This is a genomic window from Oscillatoria sp. FACHB-1407, from assembly GCF_014697545.1.
Taxonomy (GTDB): Bacteria; Cyanobacteriota; Cyanobacteriia; order Elainellales; family Elainellaceae; genus FACHB-1407.
Map to the genome: position 1 here is coordinate 51,504 of NZ_JACJSA010000013.1, position 16,288 is coordinate 67,791.

General features: G+C 45.4%; 14 protein-coding genes, 23 tRNA genes and 1 pseudogene. 7 read left to right on the forward strand and 31 right to left on the reverse strand.

Annotated elements, in window-relative coordinates:
- Positions 1 to 114: 114 nt before the first annotated feature.
- From H6G89_RS35825 to H6G89_RS20440, 4 genes and pseudogenes are all read left to right on the forward strand, one after another.
- Positions 115 to 282 (forward strand): annotated as a pseudogene (locus H6G89_RS35825) (histidine kinase dimerization/phospho-acceptor domain-containing protein); the annotation flags it as partial.
- Positions 277 to 960, forward strand: a complete 684-nt coding sequence (locus H6G89_RS20430) for a sensor histidine kinase (protein WP_255519473.1) — start codon at positions 277 to 279, stop codon at positions 958 to 960. The pseudogene H6G89_RS35825 and the gene H6G89_RS20430, both read left to right, overlap by 6 nt.
- A gap of 29 nt (positions 961 to 989) precedes the next feature.
- On the forward strand, positions 990 to 2,429 hold the full coding sequence (locus H6G89_RS20435) for a haloacid dehalogenase-like hydrolase (protein ID WP_190509862.1): 1,440 nt from the start codon (positions 990 to 992) through the stop codon (positions 2,427 to 2,429).
- Positions 2,426 to 3,448, forward strand: a complete 1,023-nt coding sequence (locus H6G89_RS20440; protein ID WP_190509864.1) for a DNA-processing protein DprA — start codon at positions 2,426 to 2,428, stop codon at positions 3,446 to 3,448. Before H6G89_RS20435 ends, H6G89_RS20440 begins: the two co-directional genes overlap by 4 nt.
- A 35-nt stretch (positions 3,449 to 3,483) precedes the next feature.
- Here H6G89_RS20440 and lepB read toward each other — a convergent pair whose 3' ends face one another.
- Genes lepB through H6G89_RS20465 form a run of 5 tightly spaced genes read right to left on the reverse strand, consistent with a single transcriptional unit; the run spans position 3,484 to position 6,662 of the window.
- The gene (lepB, locus tag H6G89_RS20445) at positions 3,484 to 3,984 is read right to left on the reverse strand and encodes a signal peptidase I (RefSeq protein WP_255519467.1); all 501 of its coding nucleotides are present in this window, start codon (positions 3,982 to 3,984) and stop codon (positions 3,484 to 3,486) included.
- Positions 3,985 to 4,017: 33 nt separating this feature from the next.
- Complete coding sequence (locus tag H6G89_RS20450; protein ID WP_190509868.1) at positions 4,018 to 4,296, reverse strand: helix-turn-helix transcriptional regulator; 279 nt, start codon at positions 4,294 to 4,296, stop codon at positions 4,018 to 4,020.
- Positions 4,297 to 4,310: 14 nt separating this feature from the next.
- Positions 4,311 to 5,231: a hypothetical protein gene (locus tag H6G89_RS20455; RefSeq protein WP_190509870.1), complete on the reverse strand. Its 921-nt coding sequence runs from the start codon at positions 5,229 to 5,231 to the stop codon at positions 4,311 to 4,313.
- 28 nt (positions 5,232 to 5,259) lie between these two features.
- Entirely contained in the window at positions 5,260 to 5,943 is a 684-nt protein-coding gene (locus tag H6G89_RS20460; protein WP_190509871.1) for a hypothetical protein, read from the reverse strand.
- A gap of 8 nt (positions 5,944 to 5,951) precedes the next feature.
- Complete coding sequence (locus H6G89_RS20465; protein ID WP_190509873.1) at positions 5,952 to 6,662, reverse strand: hypothetical protein; 711 nt, start codon at positions 6,660 to 6,662, stop codon at positions 5,952 to 5,954.
- Positions 6,663 to 7,741: 1,079 nt separating this feature from the next.
- Here H6G89_RS20465 and H6G89_RS20470 point away from each other — a divergent pair.
- Both H6G89_RS20470 and H6G89_RS20475 read left to right on the forward strand, forming a co-directional pair.
- A complete protein-coding gene (locus H6G89_RS20470; protein ID WP_190510069.1) occupies positions 7,742 to 7,975 on the forward strand; it encodes a hypothetical protein in 234 nt (77 codons plus the stop codon).
- A 29-nt stretch (positions 7,976 to 8,004) separates the two neighbouring features.
- Positions 8,005 to 8,145 (forward strand): hypothetical protein, encoded by a 141-nt coding sequence (locus H6G89_RS20475; RefSeq protein WP_190509876.1) that lies wholly within the window; start codon positions 8,005 to 8,007, stop codon positions 8,143 to 8,145.
- A gap of 184 nt (positions 8,146 to 8,329) precedes the next feature.
- Here the strand turns inward: H6G89_RS20475 and H6G89_RS20480 are convergent, their stop codons facing one another.
- Positions 8,330 to 8,851, reverse strand: coding sequence for a hypothetical protein (locus tag H6G89_RS20480; protein ID WP_190509878.1), 522 nt, complete (start codon positions 8,849 to 8,851; stop codon positions 8,330 to 8,332).
- A gap of 121 nt (positions 8,852 to 8,972) precedes the next feature.
- On the opposite strand from H6G89_RS20480, the gene H6G89_RS20485 reads away from it, so the two are divergent.
- Positions 8,973 to 9,986, forward strand: a complete 1,014-nt coding sequence (locus tag H6G89_RS20485; RefSeq protein ID WP_190509880.1) for a tyrosine-type recombinase/integrase — start codon at positions 8,973 to 8,975, stop codon at positions 9,984 to 9,986.
- 604 nt (positions 9,987 to 10,590) lie between these two features.
- Here H6G89_RS20485 and H6G89_RS20490 read toward each other — a convergent pair.
- The 25 genes from H6G89_RS20490 to H6G89_RS20610 form a co-directional block, all read right to left on the reverse strand.
- Positions 10,591 to 10,653: transfer RNA gene (locus tag H6G89_RS20490), tRNA-Thr, on the reverse strand.
- Between the two features lie 88 nt (positions 10,654 to 10,741).
- Positions 10,742 to 10,815: transfer RNA gene (locus H6G89_RS20495), tRNA-Leu, on the reverse strand.
- Between the two features lie 5 nt (positions 10,816 to 10,820).
- A tRNA-Lys gene (locus H6G89_RS20500) sits at positions 10,821 to 10,895 on the reverse strand.
- Between the two features lie 31 nt (positions 10,896 to 10,926).
- Positions 10,927 to 10,998, reverse strand: a tRNA-Lys gene (locus H6G89_RS20505).
- Positions 10,999 to 11,051: 53 nt separating this feature from the next.
- Positions 11,052 to 11,129 (reverse strand) — tRNA-Ile (locus H6G89_RS20510).
- Position 11,130: 1 nt separating this feature from the next.
- Positions 11,131 to 11,206, reverse strand: a tRNA-Leu gene (locus tag H6G89_RS20515).
- A gap of 5 nt (positions 11,207 to 11,211) precedes the next feature.
- A tRNA-Leu gene (locus H6G89_RS20520) sits at positions 11,212 to 11,285 on the reverse strand.
- Between the two features lie 55 nt (positions 11,286 to 11,340).
- Positions 11,341 to 11,419, reverse strand: a tRNA-Pro gene (locus tag H6G89_RS20525).
- A gap of 5 nt (positions 11,420 to 11,424) precedes the next feature.
- Positions 11,425 to 11,501: transfer RNA gene (locus H6G89_RS20530), tRNA-Leu, on the reverse strand.
- 36 nt (positions 11,502 to 11,537) lie between these two features.
- Positions 11,538 to 11,614: transfer RNA gene (locus tag H6G89_RS20535), tRNA-Leu, on the reverse strand.
- A gap of 161 nt (positions 11,615 to 11,775) precedes the next feature.
- A tRNA-Gln gene (locus H6G89_RS20540) sits at positions 11,776 to 11,848 on the reverse strand.
- Position 11,849: 1 nt separating this feature from the next.
- Positions 11,850 to 11,925: transfer RNA gene (locus tag H6G89_RS20545), tRNA-Gln, on the reverse strand.
- A gap of 5 nt (positions 11,926 to 11,930) precedes the next feature.
- Positions 11,931 to 12,005: transfer RNA gene (locus tag H6G89_RS20550), tRNA-Asn, on the reverse strand.
- 5 nt (positions 12,006 to 12,010) lie between these two features.
- Positions 12,011 to 12,083 (reverse strand) — tRNA-Phe (locus H6G89_RS20555).
- Positions 12,084 to 12,098: 15 nt separating this feature from the next.
- Positions 12,099 to 12,189 (reverse strand) — tRNA-Ser (locus tag H6G89_RS20560).
- Between the two features lie 5 nt (positions 12,190 to 12,194).
- A tRNA-Arg gene (locus H6G89_RS20565) sits at positions 12,195 to 12,272 on the reverse strand.
- Positions 12,273 to 12,372: 100 nt separating this feature from the next.
- Positions 12,373 to 12,455: transfer RNA gene (locus H6G89_RS20570), tRNA-Tyr, on the reverse strand.
- Between the two features lie 3 nt (positions 12,456 to 12,458).
- Positions 12,459 to 12,535 (reverse strand) — tRNA-Glu (locus H6G89_RS20575).
- A gap of 163 nt (positions 12,536 to 12,698) precedes the next feature.
- Positions 12,699 to 12,769: transfer RNA gene (locus tag H6G89_RS20580), tRNA-Trp, on the reverse strand.
- A 5-nt stretch (positions 12,770 to 12,774) separates the two neighbouring features.
- A tRNA-Ile gene (locus tag H6G89_RS20585) sits at positions 12,775 to 12,847 on the reverse strand.
- Positions 12,848 to 12,852: 5 nt separating this feature from the next.
- Positions 12,853 to 12,927 (reverse strand) — tRNA-Cys (locus H6G89_RS20590).
- A gap of 148 nt (positions 12,928 to 13,075) precedes the next feature.
- Positions 13,076 to 13,149: transfer RNA gene (locus H6G89_RS20595), tRNA-Arg, on the reverse strand.
- 189 nt (positions 13,150 to 13,338) lie between these two features.
- A tRNA-Asp gene (locus tag H6G89_RS20600) sits at positions 13,339 to 13,414 on the reverse strand.
- A 773-nt stretch (positions 13,415 to 14,187) separates the two neighbouring features.
- The gene (locus H6G89_RS20605; RefSeq protein WP_190509883.1) at positions 14,188 to 14,406 is read right to left on the reverse strand and encodes a hypothetical protein; all 219 of its coding nucleotides are present in this window, start codon (positions 14,404 to 14,406) and stop codon (positions 14,188 to 14,190) included.
- A 347-nt stretch (positions 14,407 to 14,753) separates the two neighbouring features.
- A complete protein-coding gene (locus H6G89_RS20610) occupies positions 14,754 to 16,154 on the reverse strand; it encodes a beta-propeller fold lactonase family protein (protein WP_190509884.1) in 1,401 nt (466 codons plus the stop codon).
- Between the last annotated feature and the right edge of the window lie 134 nt (positions 16,155 to 16,288).

Below are 16,288 nucleotides of genomic sequence, written 5' to 3' on the forward strand. Positions count from 1 at the left end.
ATTATGGAATCACGAGTATTGCCGCTGGCAATCCGAGAGCTACATTCAGTGAGGCTAACGCTCGATAGTGTGGCAAATCGTCTTTAGGGAGCGGAGGGGCGGCGGCAGACAACGGTCAGCGAAGTGTCCCATGAAATGAGTACTCCTCTGATGATCATGACTGGCTACTTGGAGATGATCGCAGAGGGGAGATTGTCGTTTGAGGAGGTCGTTGAGACGGCTCAATTATTGCTGACCGACGCAAAACGAATGCAACGCCTCCTTTCTGACATGCGGATGCTGGCAAGGATTGAATTGAGTTCTCTCCCTTTGAACCTCCAGGTTGTTCAACCTCAACCCTTAATTGCAGAGGTGATTCGCTCCTTAACCATCCAGGAGCGGCAGGAGGTTTGCCGTTTAACCCTCGATTGCCCTGAGTCGCTTCCCCCAATTTTTGCTGACCCGGATCGCACCCGACAAATTCTGGTCAACCTGGTGGCGAATGCGCTGAACTATACGCTGGAGGGTAGTGTCACAGTTTGGGTGAGCTATGACTCGAAGTATCTTTGGGGCAGCATCACGGATACGGGGATTGGAATGTCAGAGGAGGATCTCCCCCGTGTGTTCGATCGCTTTTGGCGCTCAGAGCGATCGCGAGAACTGCGGCAGGAGGGATCAGGGATTGGATTGGCACTCACCAAACGGTTAGTAGAGGCTCAGTCTGGTCGAATTGAGGTAGAAAGCGATTTGGGACGGGCACTACATTTCGAGTTTGCCAACCGTTGGCTGAGTATTGATGTACGTAGGAAACCAAAAGAGGCTCATGAGTTATTGCTCTTAGTAAAGCAGGCTCAGATACATACTGCCAACTTCCTCGTCAATATTAGAATTACTTATATCCGTACTCTGCTAGTTGGCTTTGATACATTTACCAAGGATAAGATAGTAGGACTAAATTATCAAGGTAGATATTTCAAGTGACAAGTAGAGTTGCAATTGGTAACAAGTTCTTGTTGATTGACTTAGATGGGACTTTAACAGATACGGCAGATTTGGCTTTAAAGCCCATGAAAGATGGGCAAGTGCCAACAGATGTGTCACAAATCCGAATCTTTCCTGAAGCTATATCATTTCTTGCTGAAGCGACACATCTTGGCTTTAATTGTATCGTTGTTTCCGATTCACATCCAAAATACGTAAATCCTATTGTAAATGAGTACTTTAAAGAATATTGTATTGCCTCATTTTCACTTGCCGATAAACCAAATACTTTCAAAACATTAGCCTTTCTACAACAGCAGGGCATAGATATTACTAAAGATGTCTGTTATGTTGTGGGTGATTCTTGGTTAGATATAGAACTTGGTAGAGGGCTAAAAGTGCCAACTGTTCTGACCAATTTTTATGAAGCAAGAGAAGTGGAAGTTAGAGATGGTATAGGTGACTACATCAAAAACATTAAAAGTGGTTCCACATATTTTGCTTGTAGTTACTCGGAGATTGTCAATATTCTGCAAAACCCCTTACAGAATCTTCTCTGTATAGAAGCTAAATTCAGTAATTCCATCAGCATCAAATCGAGAAAACCACGTCTTGATGACATTACAGCAGGAAAATTGACTGCTCATAGAGTTTTAGCTCGACAATCTCAAGGGGAATGCGACCAGTACCATGCTACAGAAAAATACTTTGAATTCAGTCGAGTAGACAGAAGAAGAGAAATATTACTGACAATGCGTGATGCTATTGCAGCATACTTGGATTGTGTTTTAGCAGATGTATCTTACTCCTGGCATATTTTTACTTATGTTCCAGATAAACAAACAACGCAGCCAGCTAACAAAATGGGAGAGTTGTTTAACTTTGTTGCAGAACACTTTCAGCAAAAGCAGTCGAATTTAGATTGCTACAGCATTTTTGAGTGGAATGAAACAGTTAACTCTTCTACTCGTAAGCAACCAACATCAAGTGATAGAAAAAAGTTTGTTGAAGAGAATCTGAATCTTCGAGGTGATGTTGATGTCAGAGATAAGAATGTAATAATACTTGACGATCAATACACAACCGGAGCGACAGCAGACGTTCTTGTAAAGAAACTGCGTATCGAAGGAGCAAAGAGTGTATTATTTGTTGCTCTCTTTCATCTCATAACCAATGTCAGTAGTAACAGATTGTGTCCGGTATGCTCTGCAAGTAGCCTGAACAAGCTGTTACAGCTTAAAATTAATAAACAAACGGGTGAGAAGTTCTACTCATGCGTATTACCCAAGTATGGTGGTGAGGGATGTGGTTACAGTGACAGTGGTAAGCTTTGTTCTGTATGTCTTAGTAAAGGCACGAGCAGGTACATGAAAGTAAAAACCAACAGTCAGACGGGTGAGAAGTTCTACTCATGCGTATCACCCAAGTATGGTGGTGAGGGATGTGGCCACACGGAGAGTATAGAATGAAAAGCAGCTTTGACTTTAGTTTTACTATACTTTCTCTCTCCCTATTGAAAGGAATAGGGGCTACTTTTATTAAAAAAAATCTGGCTGTTATAAAGAAAAGTCATTGCTATTCTGCTAGTGAAAATGCTCCTGAATGTCTTAAAAACCTTTTATCTTTAACAGGCAAAAAATATACCTTTTTGGAAACTCAGGAAGCTGTTTCTAAAGCTGAAGATATATTAGCTGAATGCGAAGCTCATCAAATTAAGTTTATCTCTCTTGTGGATAAAGATTATCCACAAAATCTTTTTGGGTTGAATGATCCCCCACCTATACTTTTTTTAGTTGGTAATTCTTCTTTGCTTAAAAGAGATGCAATTACTATCATCGGTACTAGAAAACCTAATAGGAACGGGCAGGTAATTGCAGAAAGGGTCGGAAGTTACTTTGCATCGAAAGGATGGTCTATCTGCAACGGTCTTGCTGATGGTATAGATACTTTCGCTATTAAAAGTGAATCAGGTTCTTGTTTAAAAGAAGTTATTGGCGTTGTAGGAAGTGGCTTGGATTCATCATCCTTACGCTCTTTACCTAAGCAATCTGTCATAAATATTGAGAGAGTTTTAGAGAGTGAGGGACTTATTGTATCTGAGATACCTCCCTCTAAAAAACAGAATACTTTTTCAGTTGTAAAATCTTGTCGTATTCAAGCAGGGCTTAGCTCAGGTTTAATTCTTATTCAAAGCTCTATTGAAGGGGGATCGCGTTTTACAGTAAAAGCAGCTATCGATTCAGATAGGCCTTTGGGAGTGATATATCCTGTGAAAGCAGACATTCATGAGAATGATTACAGTGCTAATAGGATGATTATTGAAGGTGGACTTCAAGGTTTAAGTGAGTTCGTAGGACTGAAAAACGGCAAAAATTCTAGACCAAAATTAGTAGTCCTATCAGGAAAGGAGTCTTATCCAGAATTTGAAGAAGTCCTCAAATCTGTTAATAAATCTGCTATTAACAAATCTTTTGCGCTACTTCCTTAACGGTTAATTTTATTTCTTCGGTTTCTTGTAGGAGATTAGTATTCTAAGTCAAAATAACCAAAGGAATAGATTCGTAGAATAGCGTGCCCAATTATATTTTGTTCCGGTACAAGCTCCCAGAGATGACTATCGTAGCTACGGTTCCGGTTGTCTCCAAGAACAAAATACTGATGCTGAGGAACCGTTATTGGTCCGCAGTTGTAAGCTGGTTTTTCCTTCACATAAGGTTCTACAATAACCTTACCGTTAATGAGTATCTGACCATTACGGACTTGCACCACATCTCCTGGTAAACCAACCACACGTTTAATCATGTCATCGTGCAGGTTTTGTACCTGTAGTGCAGGAGGGGCTTTGAATACCACCAAGTCATTTCGTTGAGGCGGGCGGAAGCGGTAACTCAGTTTCTCAACCAGCAGGCGATCGCGCAGTGTTCCCGTAGGGAGGTCGCCCACTTTCAGCGTTCGCTCCATTGTCCCAAAGGGATTGTAGCGCAACTCAGCAACGAAGGTATGAATGCTCAATGCCATTAACAAAATCGAAAACTCAGCATGGAGATCGCCAGTTTCTTATATTTCCGTTTCAAACCAGGTCAGAATCTCCTCTATCGGCAGGTTTAAGATTTGTGCAATAGTTTCCCTTCTAGTTCGATTCCACTTTGGAACGCGCTTATTCTTTTCCCAATAACGCACAGTACTTTCTGCTGAATTAATCTTCTGAGCAAATTCAGCTTGTGTGTATCCCATTCTTATCCTGGCTTGACGAAGTTTAGATCCACCTCTCCACGGTAGTAAATCCGTTGTTAATTCTTGATTTATAACGGATTTTTCTTGAATTTCATCGCACATTGATAATCACCTCTCTAAGCTAATTCCAAACTCAAATGATTCACATGGCAGTAAGAGTCATGGGTCTGGATTAATGGCTCAAATTCGTGAATAATCTTTTTGTTTCCAATAATGTCAATTAAATAGCAAACTGCGTAATTGCTTGGCTCTGGAAGAACTAGTCTAGTCACGCGATCGTACACAAATCTTTCTGCATAATCTTCATCGACTCGCCAAGGCTTAGGAGTCAATCGAGCACGAAAGGTAGATTGAAACTTGCATAACCGAGCATATAGTGGATCGACATAGAAGCTCTGCATTAATCGATAAGTCGCAGGATCAAGTGGATCAAAAGGTTGAGTTGTACAAACATGACGCAACCCGTTCCGTGTCCTGTAAACTCTAAACCCTAATTTGGGAAACTGTTCTGTAAGGCTTTTCACTGCTGAAATCGCTTGTCGCTGCGTCATAGCAATTTGAGAGCTTTTAGCACAGTCTTGAATTTCATCATTCCAGGGCGAGCAGATATCTACGTCGATAATTAACATGCGATCGCAGTTAAGCACTTCACAGTTGTACCGATTACGGGTGATAAAACCTTGCAATTGACCTTTGTAATAAATTTCCTGTAGAACAGGTTCAGTAACAACGCTATACTCACCTAAATTAAAGGAATACCAGGAATCACCATTGGGGTAGTCTGAAATTGTAATAGGGCTGCGGCGAACTAATTCAACTCGTTCTTGTGGGGAAAGCACACTAAACCACTTTCGTAGTAGAAGGGTATTGTCTCCATCCTCGTCAGCCTCAACAATCAATTCGGTCAAATATTCCTGCACCTGTGCTGCCGGATTTTCAACACCGCGTCTACGCGCCCAAAAACAGAGTTTTTTGAAAAGGATAGGATACTTCTGAAGAAATTGATCTAAGTTGAGGGGCACTTGAGCAATTAACATTTGTCTAGCAATCAAATATAGAAATGGTTTAAGGGAACGTGAACCAAACAGTTGGGGAAATCAATTCAAATATCGAACCAACAAAACAAATTAAGCATCCGACCTCTTGCACCAGCCGAGCTTCCTGCTCAAAGACATGAAGGCTTGCAGTATCTAACCGGATTTGAGCGAGAATTTCCGCCCATTGTCTATCGACTCCAAAAAAGTCAAGTTCACTTCCATCAGCAGTTGGGCGGGCGATCGTTACAGCAAATGTCTGTTGCCAAGTTTCTAATCTCGCCGTCAGTTGAAAAGCATAAAATCTGGGTTGTTGAATCGAGCGGTAGTGGCTTAACTGCAATGGAAACGGGATATGGTTTAAGAGCCAAGTGGAAGGATTAACCGAAATAATCGGTGGATGATCAGCCACTTTAAGGCTAGAGTTGCAGGTAGCCAAGAATTGCTCTACGAAAAGCTGGAATTCAGGCAATGGCAGTACAGAGCGTGCATCATCCTCCAAGTAAGGACGAATTTGCTCTAATAACTGCGATCGCTGCTCCAAGTAGGGAGCTTCAATCTGTCGTATTTGCATGATTTGTTGAGCAATGCGGCTATAAAGTTCCATCAATTGTTCATCAACCACAGCATCACACTGGACCTGCATAGCATGGTGAACCGTAAGGAGATGAGCGAAAAAGTCAGACATCATTTTGACCAACAGACTAAGAGGCACAATAAGCATCAAGTATGCACTTGGGTAAATGTAGAGAGGAGTTGTTCCAAAGGGGCATCTTTGTGCTGCCAAAACGCCTCAACTCTTGCTTCTAGAGTAAAAGCAAGTGCAGCGTAGCAAATAATGCAACTAGCTTCCTCCAATAGTTGGGGTAGAATGTCACCCTGTTGGGAAATTTGAGTTTCTAATTGTCGAGCAATCTCTTCTTGCTGATTCTTAAAGTCTTGGCTGACAAAATTGAATGGGGACTCATACAACCGCCCCATCTGAATGGCTTCGAGATCTGCGGTAAACTCATGCAGACGAACGGATAGTGCATAAAAGTAAATCACGCACACCCTGCCACTCCCATCCACACTACGCTGGGTCGATAGCTCAAAGTCAAAGAGTTCCATCTGCCCGTTGAAATCGTGAAGACTCCAGTTGTCTGGATCAGGATCAATGGAAAGTAGTTTGGCTTGAGAGGCTCCACGAAAGTTTTTCAGGCAGGTTTGAAAAAAGAGATGGAAGTCGGGCATCGTGAGCACACGAGTAGTATCCGTTTCAATCACCTCATTGCAAAGGGAGAGTTTAGTCACAATGGACGACAGGGGAGGTAATGGGGCATCCTGTAAGTTGTCGTTCAGTTGCCAAAGCAATTCCAATTCAGGATGGAGGCGAGTAACAGAAGCTCGCAGAAAAGATTGATAAATTCCAAACAGAGGGTGGGACTGCGACATATTCTGAACACTACTGTACAGGGCGTGATCAATTCATAAGCAGCATTCAGAAGTCTGGCATTTCAGCCTAAAACCGCCTGGATGGAGAAGGGCTAAGAACATTCCTCTATCACAACTGAGGCATAGCCGGGAGTAACACCAGTCTGGATACTGCGCTTGATTTAGTTTTAGAGATGGCAGGTGCGATCGCCCTCAAATTGTTGGAGGCATCGCCTGCACTAATGCATTCAGGAGAATAAACAAGTCATAGAAGAGATACAAGGGGTTTTAGAGCGACTTACTCACGATCTATGACTAATTTGTTTAGTCTCGTAGGGAGTCCTGAGGTATGTTCAGATGTCCTGCCTGTTCAAGTGCTTTAATTTGGTTCAATAGGTCTGCTTGCCGTAACAGTCGCAGTACGTACTGTGGTCGGCGATGAAAATCAGTTCCCCAGTTTTTAATGGTCCCAGCACTTAGCCCTGTTGCTTCAGAGAGGACGTTGATGCAAACCTTTAGATAGCCCTTCCCTGGCTCAGCAGTCACCCAACGTTCGCAATAATCAGTAGGCTCCATTGGAAGGTAGCGTAGCTGATCCAGGCGATGAAAATGGGGTGATATTTCGGACATCGAGCCGGGAAGATTCCTCCAGTTGATTTGGGTTAATGAGCGATCGCCTCCGCAAAGCGATCAACTATCTAACTTGCTGCACCAAAACCTTCCCTGCATTAAGCAGAGAAAAATTACCTGCTCAATAGCAGAGTTAAGCAAGAACTTGTTTTTGTGGTACTTCTACCGTTTTGTTCAGTAGAAAGCATCAGAGCCAAGCTAGAGTCAGCCATCCAACTTAGGCAAACAAAACACTACCCAGCGGTTGAACCTTTACCAGAAAGCCTCTTGTGCCGCATGATGGGTAAGAACTCCACCCCAAAAGGGCGGGAGGAATTAAGCCAGTGTGAGACGGCAAATCTAAACACTGGCTTAAGCAAAATGAACATCCACCTGAATTCCAGGTGGCATATACCACCTTATAAGTCAATTCCCTGGCTCCGTCAATAGGTGGCATATGTCACCTGCCATTGACGTTAGCGGACGAAGTTATGGCAAAGAAGGGGCATAAGAGTCGTAAAGGGGTTGGCGAATTTTATGATGAGGTCAAGGTAGACACTCTGCTGTCCTTGACACCAACAGCAAGAGAAAGTCTGGATCAGCAGGCTAAATCGATCGGTATCAGCCGCAGCGAAGTTGTGGAACGTCTTGCTCGTGGATTGATTGCGCCTCCCGGAACAGTACCTTTATCTAAAGAGGAGCGACTTAGCCTGGGAAAATTCTGACGCAGGCGATCGCTCAAGCCGAAGCTGAGTTGGCTGAATCAACTGAAGCAGGTTTGTTGGAAGACCAATCAGCAGAGGGCGATTCTCCTGCATACCCCCCTAACGAGCGTGCCATTGGGTTACGACGGCAAATCGAGCAATGGCAGCAAATCCTACAAAAGCTGGAATAGTGGATAGCTCAACTGATTCACCTTACAGGCAGCTAAAGGTGTAAGTTGTGCCATTTAGTAATGGCTAGTTCAGCACAAATGTTCGATTCCGAAAATGCTAACCTTCAAAAGCACCTACAGGTAATTGCCTGAAACATCAGTGAAGACAATCGCCCTTGGAAAAACTGTCCTCCTACCAGGAGAGTTATGAGTAGAGTGGGCAGGGGCGAATTGGGCAGTGGAGCTTGTCACGGTAAATAGCTTCTGTGAAAACCTTAAATTCTTTATCATTCCCATAATGATCTGAGAATGCCTTTAGAATTTGCCGTGCCAACGAGTTGAATTCCTTTACGGATAGCGAAAAACAGTGAATCGGCTCAATCCTAACCTGCGGCTCTTCGTCTATCCAAAGTTCTGCACCGACAGCATGGACGTTGGTGAGCTTTCGCCCTTGGTGAGGGTCATCCACATAGAGAGTCACGAAAGGGGCAACTTGGGTGAAACCTGTTGGTAGCCGAATAATTTCTGGCAGGTCTGATTCGCTCTTGCTTTGACGGGAGATTACCCGCTTAAGATTACGCTCACTTCGATTTCGGTAGTGCGATCGCCGTTTGTGGCACTTCAGGTCATCCCAACATTGATCCCCATCAAGACCATGCAGTTGTCGTGCTTCCTCAGCGGTCAAATGGCTGCATATCAAGCACTTAGAACTGATGTGGCGGCTCATGGATGGCGTTCCTCCCACGTCAAGGGCAGTTTAGCATGAAATTAGTTAGACATAGATATTAACCCGGTATCTTATACGAGTCTATGCTACTTTTGTCTGTAACGCTTGGGATTAACCAGTTATGACAGCCGAGCAGCAAGCACTCCCCCCTATTCGTCTGATTCCTGTCCAATCTGCCCCAGAGACGAGCGTGGAAGTCACAGATCTGCGCTTGGAGCGAATTCAGGAGTTTCTGCAAGCCAGCAATTTTGCCTCCAACACAGAGAAGGCTTATCGTTTTGAGTTGGAACGCTTCATTGAGTGGAGTAACAAGGCTTGGCACGGGATTACTCCGCGCGACCTTGCCCAGTTCAAGCAGTATCTAAAGGATGAGTGTCAAACCCGCAAGGGAAAATCGCTATCCCCTGCGGCAATCAATCAGGCACTCACTGCCCTCAAGAGTTTTTATCGATGGTTTCAGCAGGCAGGTTATATGAGCTTGTCTGAGGTCCTGCCAACCGCTGCGGTCAAATTTGAGAAATTGGGCGATCCTCTTCCCCGCCACCTGAACCCCGATCAGATGGTGGCAATCTTTCAGGCAGTTACAGGGGAGGACGATATCGATCTGCGCGATCGCGCTTTGCTGGCAGTCTTAACTCACGGCTTGCGGGCTGAGGATGTTTCCAACTTAAACGTTGGCAATTATGATGGCGTTCGCCTCAGCTTCCTTCGCAAGAAGGATAAGAGTGACGCACTTGTTCCCCTGCGGCAGGTAGCCAGGGAGCAGATTGAGGCTTATTTGGAGCGGCGGCGAGCAGGGCAAAGCCCTGTGCCAAAGGCATCGCAGCAGGAAGAATTAACGGACGATAGCCCATTGTTCTTGTCCTATGATTTTCGCAGTGGAGGACAAAGACTGGGTTATCAGGGAATTTATTACTTCACCAAAGTGCGACTGGGCACAGCGACGGGAATTCCAGACTTAACACCTCATCGCTTCCGGCACACCTATGCCAGCGAGCTTGTAGAGTTGGGGATTGATAGCTTGCTTGCCCGTAGTTTGACCGGGCACAAATCGGAGAAAGTGTTTGAGCGGTATATCAAGGGTAAACGTCTTGCAGCCGCCGAAGATGCATTCTTTAGAGCGATTGGTGAGTGATGCAATCCAATCCAGTGTGATAGGCAGAATACATCTACTATTCTGTCATTTCTCAATGCTGAACATCTTCACTTCATATTCTCTGATCCTGCTTCTCTCATTTGAGAATCAGCCAGATTTTTGTTTCACAGCCTAATGCGTTTGATGCTGAATCTTCGCTCACGTACTTGCTACGTTTGATCACCTCAACTTGCTACGTTGTTATACTCTGCTATTTATTAGGATGCAGTGGATAACTGACTGCTAACTTCCGTATAAGTATCACGAGAGCTAGAACTATTGATCTAATTACTCACAAGCTTAATTAGAATCAGAGCAATATGCACAACTAGATTCAGTGTTACGTGTCCAGTGATCTACATGCATTTGTCCAACTTTAGAACGCAGTAACTGAGTTGCTGCGTTTGATCTTCATTCATTCGTCTCTTTAAGAAATTGTCAATAAGCTGTAACTAGCTTGGAGTAAGCAGTTAGAATTTTTGACTATAAGATGCATGATCCTAAAGTATTTGTCACTCTACATTGGTCAAGGAACAAGAACCTTACACACTGTATCGACCAATATTTAGTTAATAGAATAAATTGAGTATGTAGGACAAATTTTTGCAGGGGAACATAATGAACCTGCAACCTTTCGCTTACAAGGCGATTGCTCTACCGTTGAGCTACACCAGCGTTTGGTGACGGAGGTGAGAATTGCACTCACTGATGTGAAGGGTATGAACCTTCCGAGCCACTGTTGCTCCATCTCCGCATACCCCTGGCAGGATTTGAACCTGCACCCATCCCGGTTTAAGCGGGCTACGTCTGCCAGTTGCGTCACAGGGGTATGTTTGGTGGGCTATGTAGGATTTGAACCTACGCTCTTCCGCTTAAGAGGCGGCTGCTTTACCACTTAGCTAATAGCCCATTGATGAGTTGCTCAACTTAAAGTTGAACATGGGTCGCCCAGGGGTTGAACCTGGATCTCTCCGCTTAAAAGGCGGCTGCATATCCGCTCTGCCAACGACCCGAATCAAGTTAATTTTTTGTGTGAGCTTTGCTCACACAAAAAATTATTCATTTTGGTACACCGAGCAGGAGTCGAACCTGCTAATAACACGCTTATCGGGCGTGCGCTTCCACCACTTCCGCCTTCGGTGCTTGGTACTCCCGGTGGGAATCGAACCCACAAAATCTAGATCCTCGGTCTAGAGCGTCTTCCCTTCCGCCACAGGAGCATCAGTACCCTTGGTGGGAGTCGAACCCACAAAATCTGGTCTCTGAAGCCAGCACGTCTGCCAGTTCCGTCACAAGGGCAAACTTTCTTTCTGTATGCTGTGAGAACAGTGTTCTCACAGCACACGATACTTATTGGTCGGGATGGTAGGATTTGAACCTACGACCTTCCGCTTCCAAAGCGGTAACTCTCAACCAAGCTGAGCTACATCCCGATAGTTGGTACTGCTGGTGGGAGTTGAACCCACAACCTCTGGTTTCTAAGACCAGCACCTCTGACCGTTGGGCTACAGCAGCACAAATTTTGGACACCCAAAATTTTTAATAAACAAGTGGTACTCCTGGCGGGAGTCGAACCCACACGTGACTGGTTTTGAGACAGCCGCCTCTTCCAATTGGGCTACAGGAGTGAGTGTGTTTAAGAAATTTATTTTTCGTGCGCTAAGCGCACGAAAAATAAATCCTTATCCTTTAGAAATGGGAGGAATACAGGGGATTGACCCAGGCGACTGTTCCCAAAGCATTTCAGAATTCTGCAAGCTCGTGACTTCTGAAATGCTTTGCCTCCCAACTGCCCCGCCAGGATTTGAACCTGGAATCTTCGCTTTCAAAGAGCGGGATGTTGCCAGTTACACCACAGGGCATTGGATGCAGGAGTTGGGGTCGAACCAACCTCTCTCTGATTCAGAGTCAGAGCGACTTGCCAATCGTCCATCCTGCAATAAATGGCTGCCCCAATAGGATTCGAACCTATAACCTTCCCGTTAACAGCGGGCTGCTCAACCGTTGAGCTATAGGGCAATGAGTGGGAAGTGACAGGATCGAACTGCCTTCTCGCCGTCTTCAGCGGCACGTGAGCACCAGCTTCACCAACTTCCCAAACAGTTCAAATTTTGGCGGAGGCTAAGAGAATCGAACTCTTGACGGTGTATTTCACCCGCAGGCGTTTTCAAAACGCTTTCCTCGTCCGTGCCGGACAACCTCCATGATTGGCGAGAACGGAAGGAGTTGAACCTTCACTCTTCGGTTTCGTAGACCGATGTGTTCATCCAGTTACACCACGTCCTCACGCAGCGGAGAGCAGTGGAGTCGAACCACAATTGTTCATCCATCTGTTTAGCAAACAGCGCCAATCTCCTAATTGGTTTACTCTCCATTCAGATTCAGGTGGGCAGGGAGGGACTCGAACCCCCAACGGTCGGGGACAACTGATTTACAGTCAGTCTGCTTCAGCCATTTGCATACCTACCCATTTGGCAGTGCCGACGGGAGTTGAACCCGCAAGCATCGACTTGAAAGATCGACGGCTTTACCAATTTGCCTACGGCACCAAGTTTTCAGATTTCTACAGCGTGCAAGTTTGAGAAGCTGTTTTTTCAGCCTCCATTGGCTGTTCTAACGAACAAATGGCGGAGGCTGTAGGATTTGAACCTACTTCGCTGATTAGGCGAGTGACCAGTATGTAGGCTTCTCGGATGAGGGCACACCGTAGAACGCACAGACCAGGATTTGAACCCGGACAAAAGGCTTTGGAGACCCTTGTGCTGCCGTTACACCATCTGTGCAAGGGTCGCAGCGGTGGGAGTCGAACCCACATATCCTCGGTTATGAGCCGAGTACCTTAGCCGTTAGGTGACACTGCAATGGTTGGACTCCAGGGAGAGAATCGAACTCTCGCTAGTTGGTTTTGCAGACCAACGCCTTCCCACTTGGCGACCTGGAGATAAATTTGCTGTGCAAGTTAAAGAAGCTGTTTTGGGTTGAACTACCTCGCCACCAAACCTGGCGAGGGCTGGAATTGCACCAGCAACCTATCGTGTTTCAAACGATCGTTCTACTGTATGTAGGCTTCTCGCATGAGGGCACAGCAACGAGGATGACAGGAGTCGAACCTGTGACTACTTGCCTCGGAAGCAAGCACTCTGTCCATCTGAGTTACATCCTCATTGGGAGCCTTGACGGGAGTTGCACCCTAATCGCATCTTCTGAACTCTGGACTACGTCTGTCTGAGTTCAGAAAGATACGACTTTCTGGCTGAGAACCAGAACGACTTTTCTATTCGTCCACAAGGCTGTACGGCTTTTTCAGTTAATGGTTAGTGCAAAGCACTAACCATTAACTGAAAAAGCTATACGGGGATGATGGGATTTGAACCCACGATCTTTCGCTCGACAGGCGATCGCTTTAAACCAGGCTAAGCTACACCCCCAAAAGGTGGCACTATTTAGTTTTCAAGGTTCAGGTGACTGATGAATCAGCAGGAATTAGAAGAAGCAACGCCGCTCTAGGTAATAGGTTTGTTGAAGTGAACGGAGTGCTTGCGTGTGTTGAGTAGATAATGAATTTCCCTGATTAAATAAGTCATCTTGAAGTGGTGTAAAAGTACCAAGGAAATGAGTTTGGAAGAACTCTAAGAGCTTCAAGAGAGCAATGTTTTTAGTAAGGGAGTGAGTGGTCATTGGATTAACTCCTCTGTGTCTCATCTCATACTACAAACATAATACAACATACTACAAAGTGTCAAGAGGGTACTACAACTTTTTTTGACAAGGGAAAGAGCAATTTTTTTACAGACGCCTTAGCGATCGCCAAAACCCTATTTTTATTGCCCTTTTCCCTGCGTTTTACCCGCTATGCGAAAGAGGAAACCTGCACTTCACTTATCTGCCACAATTGGTAAACCAATAATTCGGCGTGGTTACTCATCACGGTCAAAAACATTCCCTCGTGAGCTTCCTTGTTCTCAGCAACCCAGCTACCGCTGAGATTGACTTCTACAGAACCGTCATCAACCGGAAAGACGTTGCACTAGTACAGCAAAAAATAATATCAATTTGAATTGGTATTAGAGAACACCACAACCTGATTTTGGAGTATAGGAATTTCCTGTTGCTGCTGAGTTTGCATGAGTTTTCTCCTCAAAAAATAACCCCCGCCTCTGACGACCAGGAGCGGGGGTTGGGGAAGTGGATATGGCTTTCCCTATGTCGGTGTCAGGATTGCCCTGCACCTCCCGCTGCTCGTGAGTTGATCCGGATTGAGTCGTCCGGCGATCGTGCTATCAATGCCTTCGCTGACGGATTTACTGCCACTAAATCGATACGTCCCCTCAAACACAAACAGCACCGATGCTTTGCCTAGACCATATTGGGGTCGGCATTGCATGGTGCTGCTTAAGGTGGCGTGAAGGATGCGTATCATGGAAGGCTGTAGTATTTGTATTACAATTTTGGATGTCTACATACTACACTTGTAGTATTAGATTGTCCACCCTTGATTGAAATTGAGGATGTTCGGTTATGGATACACGTAAACGAGGTAGCACTTCGGAAATACAGGTCACGAGTATCCGACTAGAACCCGAACTGAAGGAGCGATTGAGGGAAATCTTTGGAGGGCAAGGGTATCAGACCCTCATCTGAGATGGGCTCTGGCGGTCTGTAGAACAACAAACGCGATCAGACGAGTTGCTGCATGATGGAAATCGGCAATTACCCCAAAAGGAGAACGGCTTCGCACGCGTAAACATTATTTCTCGTATCAAAGAACTATGGAACCAGAACAATATCATGGGCACCCCGAACCACATCCAGTTGAAAGCCAGTTCGCTCCAATCTGGGTTGGCTGCCTGAAACCACATTCCAAAACTCAACCGCACCTGTACGTGGGCTTTGTTCACGATAGTTATAGACAACAACAGCGAGAGATTTTCCAGTTGCATCAAAAGTAGCTTGTTCTGGCAATAATCCTTCAAAGCCATACTCTTCAATCGTTGTAAGTTGACCTGTTTGAGGATTGAACCGCACCAGTGACAGCGAACTGTAAGGCTTACCACGCCAAGCCGGAGGAAAATTGGGACTGAAGTAGGTGCGACGCATATTCACTGTTGCAATCAACGTGTTATCAGGGTTGAGGGCAAATCCTTCGGGGCTGAGTCCAACTTCGGCTCTAGAGACAACTTCCAGAGGTCTATTCGTTTCAGGTTCAAAGCGAATCGCGATCATTTCACCTTTAGGATTCGCTAAAAAATTCAACTCGCGTACACCATACATCCGCCATTTCAAATCAGGCACTAGCAAAAATCGTCCATCTGCCGTGAACCGGGCATGACTGAGACGATTGCCCACAGGTAAAGGGCGATCGTAGGGTTGAATTTCAACTGTTTGCCCTGATTGCACAACTTGATAGAAAACAACAGAAGCAATCAATTCGCCTACCATTTCATCGTTGGTTGTGGTGACAGCAATGAAATTCCCTGAAGGGTGCCAAACTGCGGCTTCTGGAATATTTGAGCGAGGGAAATCTTGGGCGATCGCAAACCCTTCCATCCTTCCCAATCTTCCGTCGGGCTGAATCTGGGCAATAACCAGTTCTCGTCCTTCCTCTTCCAAATTGATCGCTAACAGTTCACCATTTGGGCTGATACTTAGATGTTTTGGATTTCTGCCAACGTCCACAGTTTGTACAATTCTCGGTTGCTGAAGATCGCTGATATCCACGACAGTGATGCTTTCACCCTCTGGCATTTCATCGATCGTGCTGAATTCCTGAATGCCGTCTGCTGGGCGCGATCGCACCTCTGCTACATAGGCAAAATTTCCATTGGGTGAGACTGCAATAATTTGAGGCCATGACATCACCGAGTTGGAAACCTGGATCGGTGAAATAGTTGGGCGTTCAGGATTGAGTGGTAAGGCAATGGTTGTGAGCGTATCTTCGATGCCAGCAACGCGATCGAGTTTTGCATCGGCATAAGCGGTTGCGACCATATCTGCATCGGAAGCAACTAGCAGTGCACGTCCAGTAAACTGTGGAGTTTGTCCCTGGGCGATCGGAGCAATGCTGACGGGTTCAATCAATTGCAGCAGACCAAACCCCACAAGGGCAACTACAAGCCCTAAAGCTGCCCACAGCGATCGGCGTAGAATCTTGAATTTGAGAAGTTTCATAGCTTTGTTTGTTGAGTTTCCAGATCAACTTTGATGACATCACCCTCTTGACTCCACCCAAACACATAGATAGCTATATTTCCAAGAACTGCCAGGCTAACGAAAAGGACAATATTAGCCACATTAGCCACAAG

Coding starts and splice junctions, on each gene's coding strand:
- H6G89_RS20430 (WP_255519473.1), top strand. CDS start 277: ATGCTGGCAAGGATTGAATTGAGTTCTCTCCCTTTGAACCTCCAGGTT.
- H6G89_RS20470 (WP_190510069.1), top strand. CDS start 7,742: ATGGCAAAGAAGGGGCATAAGAGTCGTAAAGGGGTTGGCGAATTTTAT.
- H6G89_RS20480 (WP_190509878.1), bottom strand. CDS start 8,851: ATGAGCCGCCACATCAGTTCTAAGTGCTTGATATGCAGCCATTTGACC.
- H6G89_RS20450 (WP_190509868.1), bottom strand. CDS start 4,296: ATGTGCGATGAAATTCAAGAAAAATCCGTTATAAATCAAGAATTAACA.
- H6G89_RS20485 (WP_190509880.1), top strand. CDS start 8,973: ATGACAGCCGAGCAGCAAGCACTCCCCCCTATTCGTCTGATTCCTGTC.
- H6G89_RS20605 (WP_190509883.1), bottom strand. CDS start 14,406: ATGATACGCATCCTTCACGCCACCTTAAGCAGCACCATGCAATGCCGA.
- H6G89_RS20610 (WP_190509884.1), bottom strand. CDS start 16,154: ATGAAACTTCTCAAATTCAAGATTCTACGCCGATCGCTGTGGGCAGCT.
- H6G89_RS20455 (WP_190509870.1), bottom strand. CDS start 5,231: ATGTTAATTGCTCAAGTGCCCCTCAACTTAGATCAATTTCTTCAGAAG.
- H6G89_RS20440 (WP_190509864.1), top strand. CDS start 2,426: ATGAAAAGCAGCTTTGACTTTAGTTTTACTATACTTTCTCTCTCCCTA.
- H6G89_RS20465 (WP_190509873.1), bottom strand. CDS start 6,662: ATGTCGCAGTCCCACCCTCTGTTTGGAATTTATCAATCTTTTCTGCGA.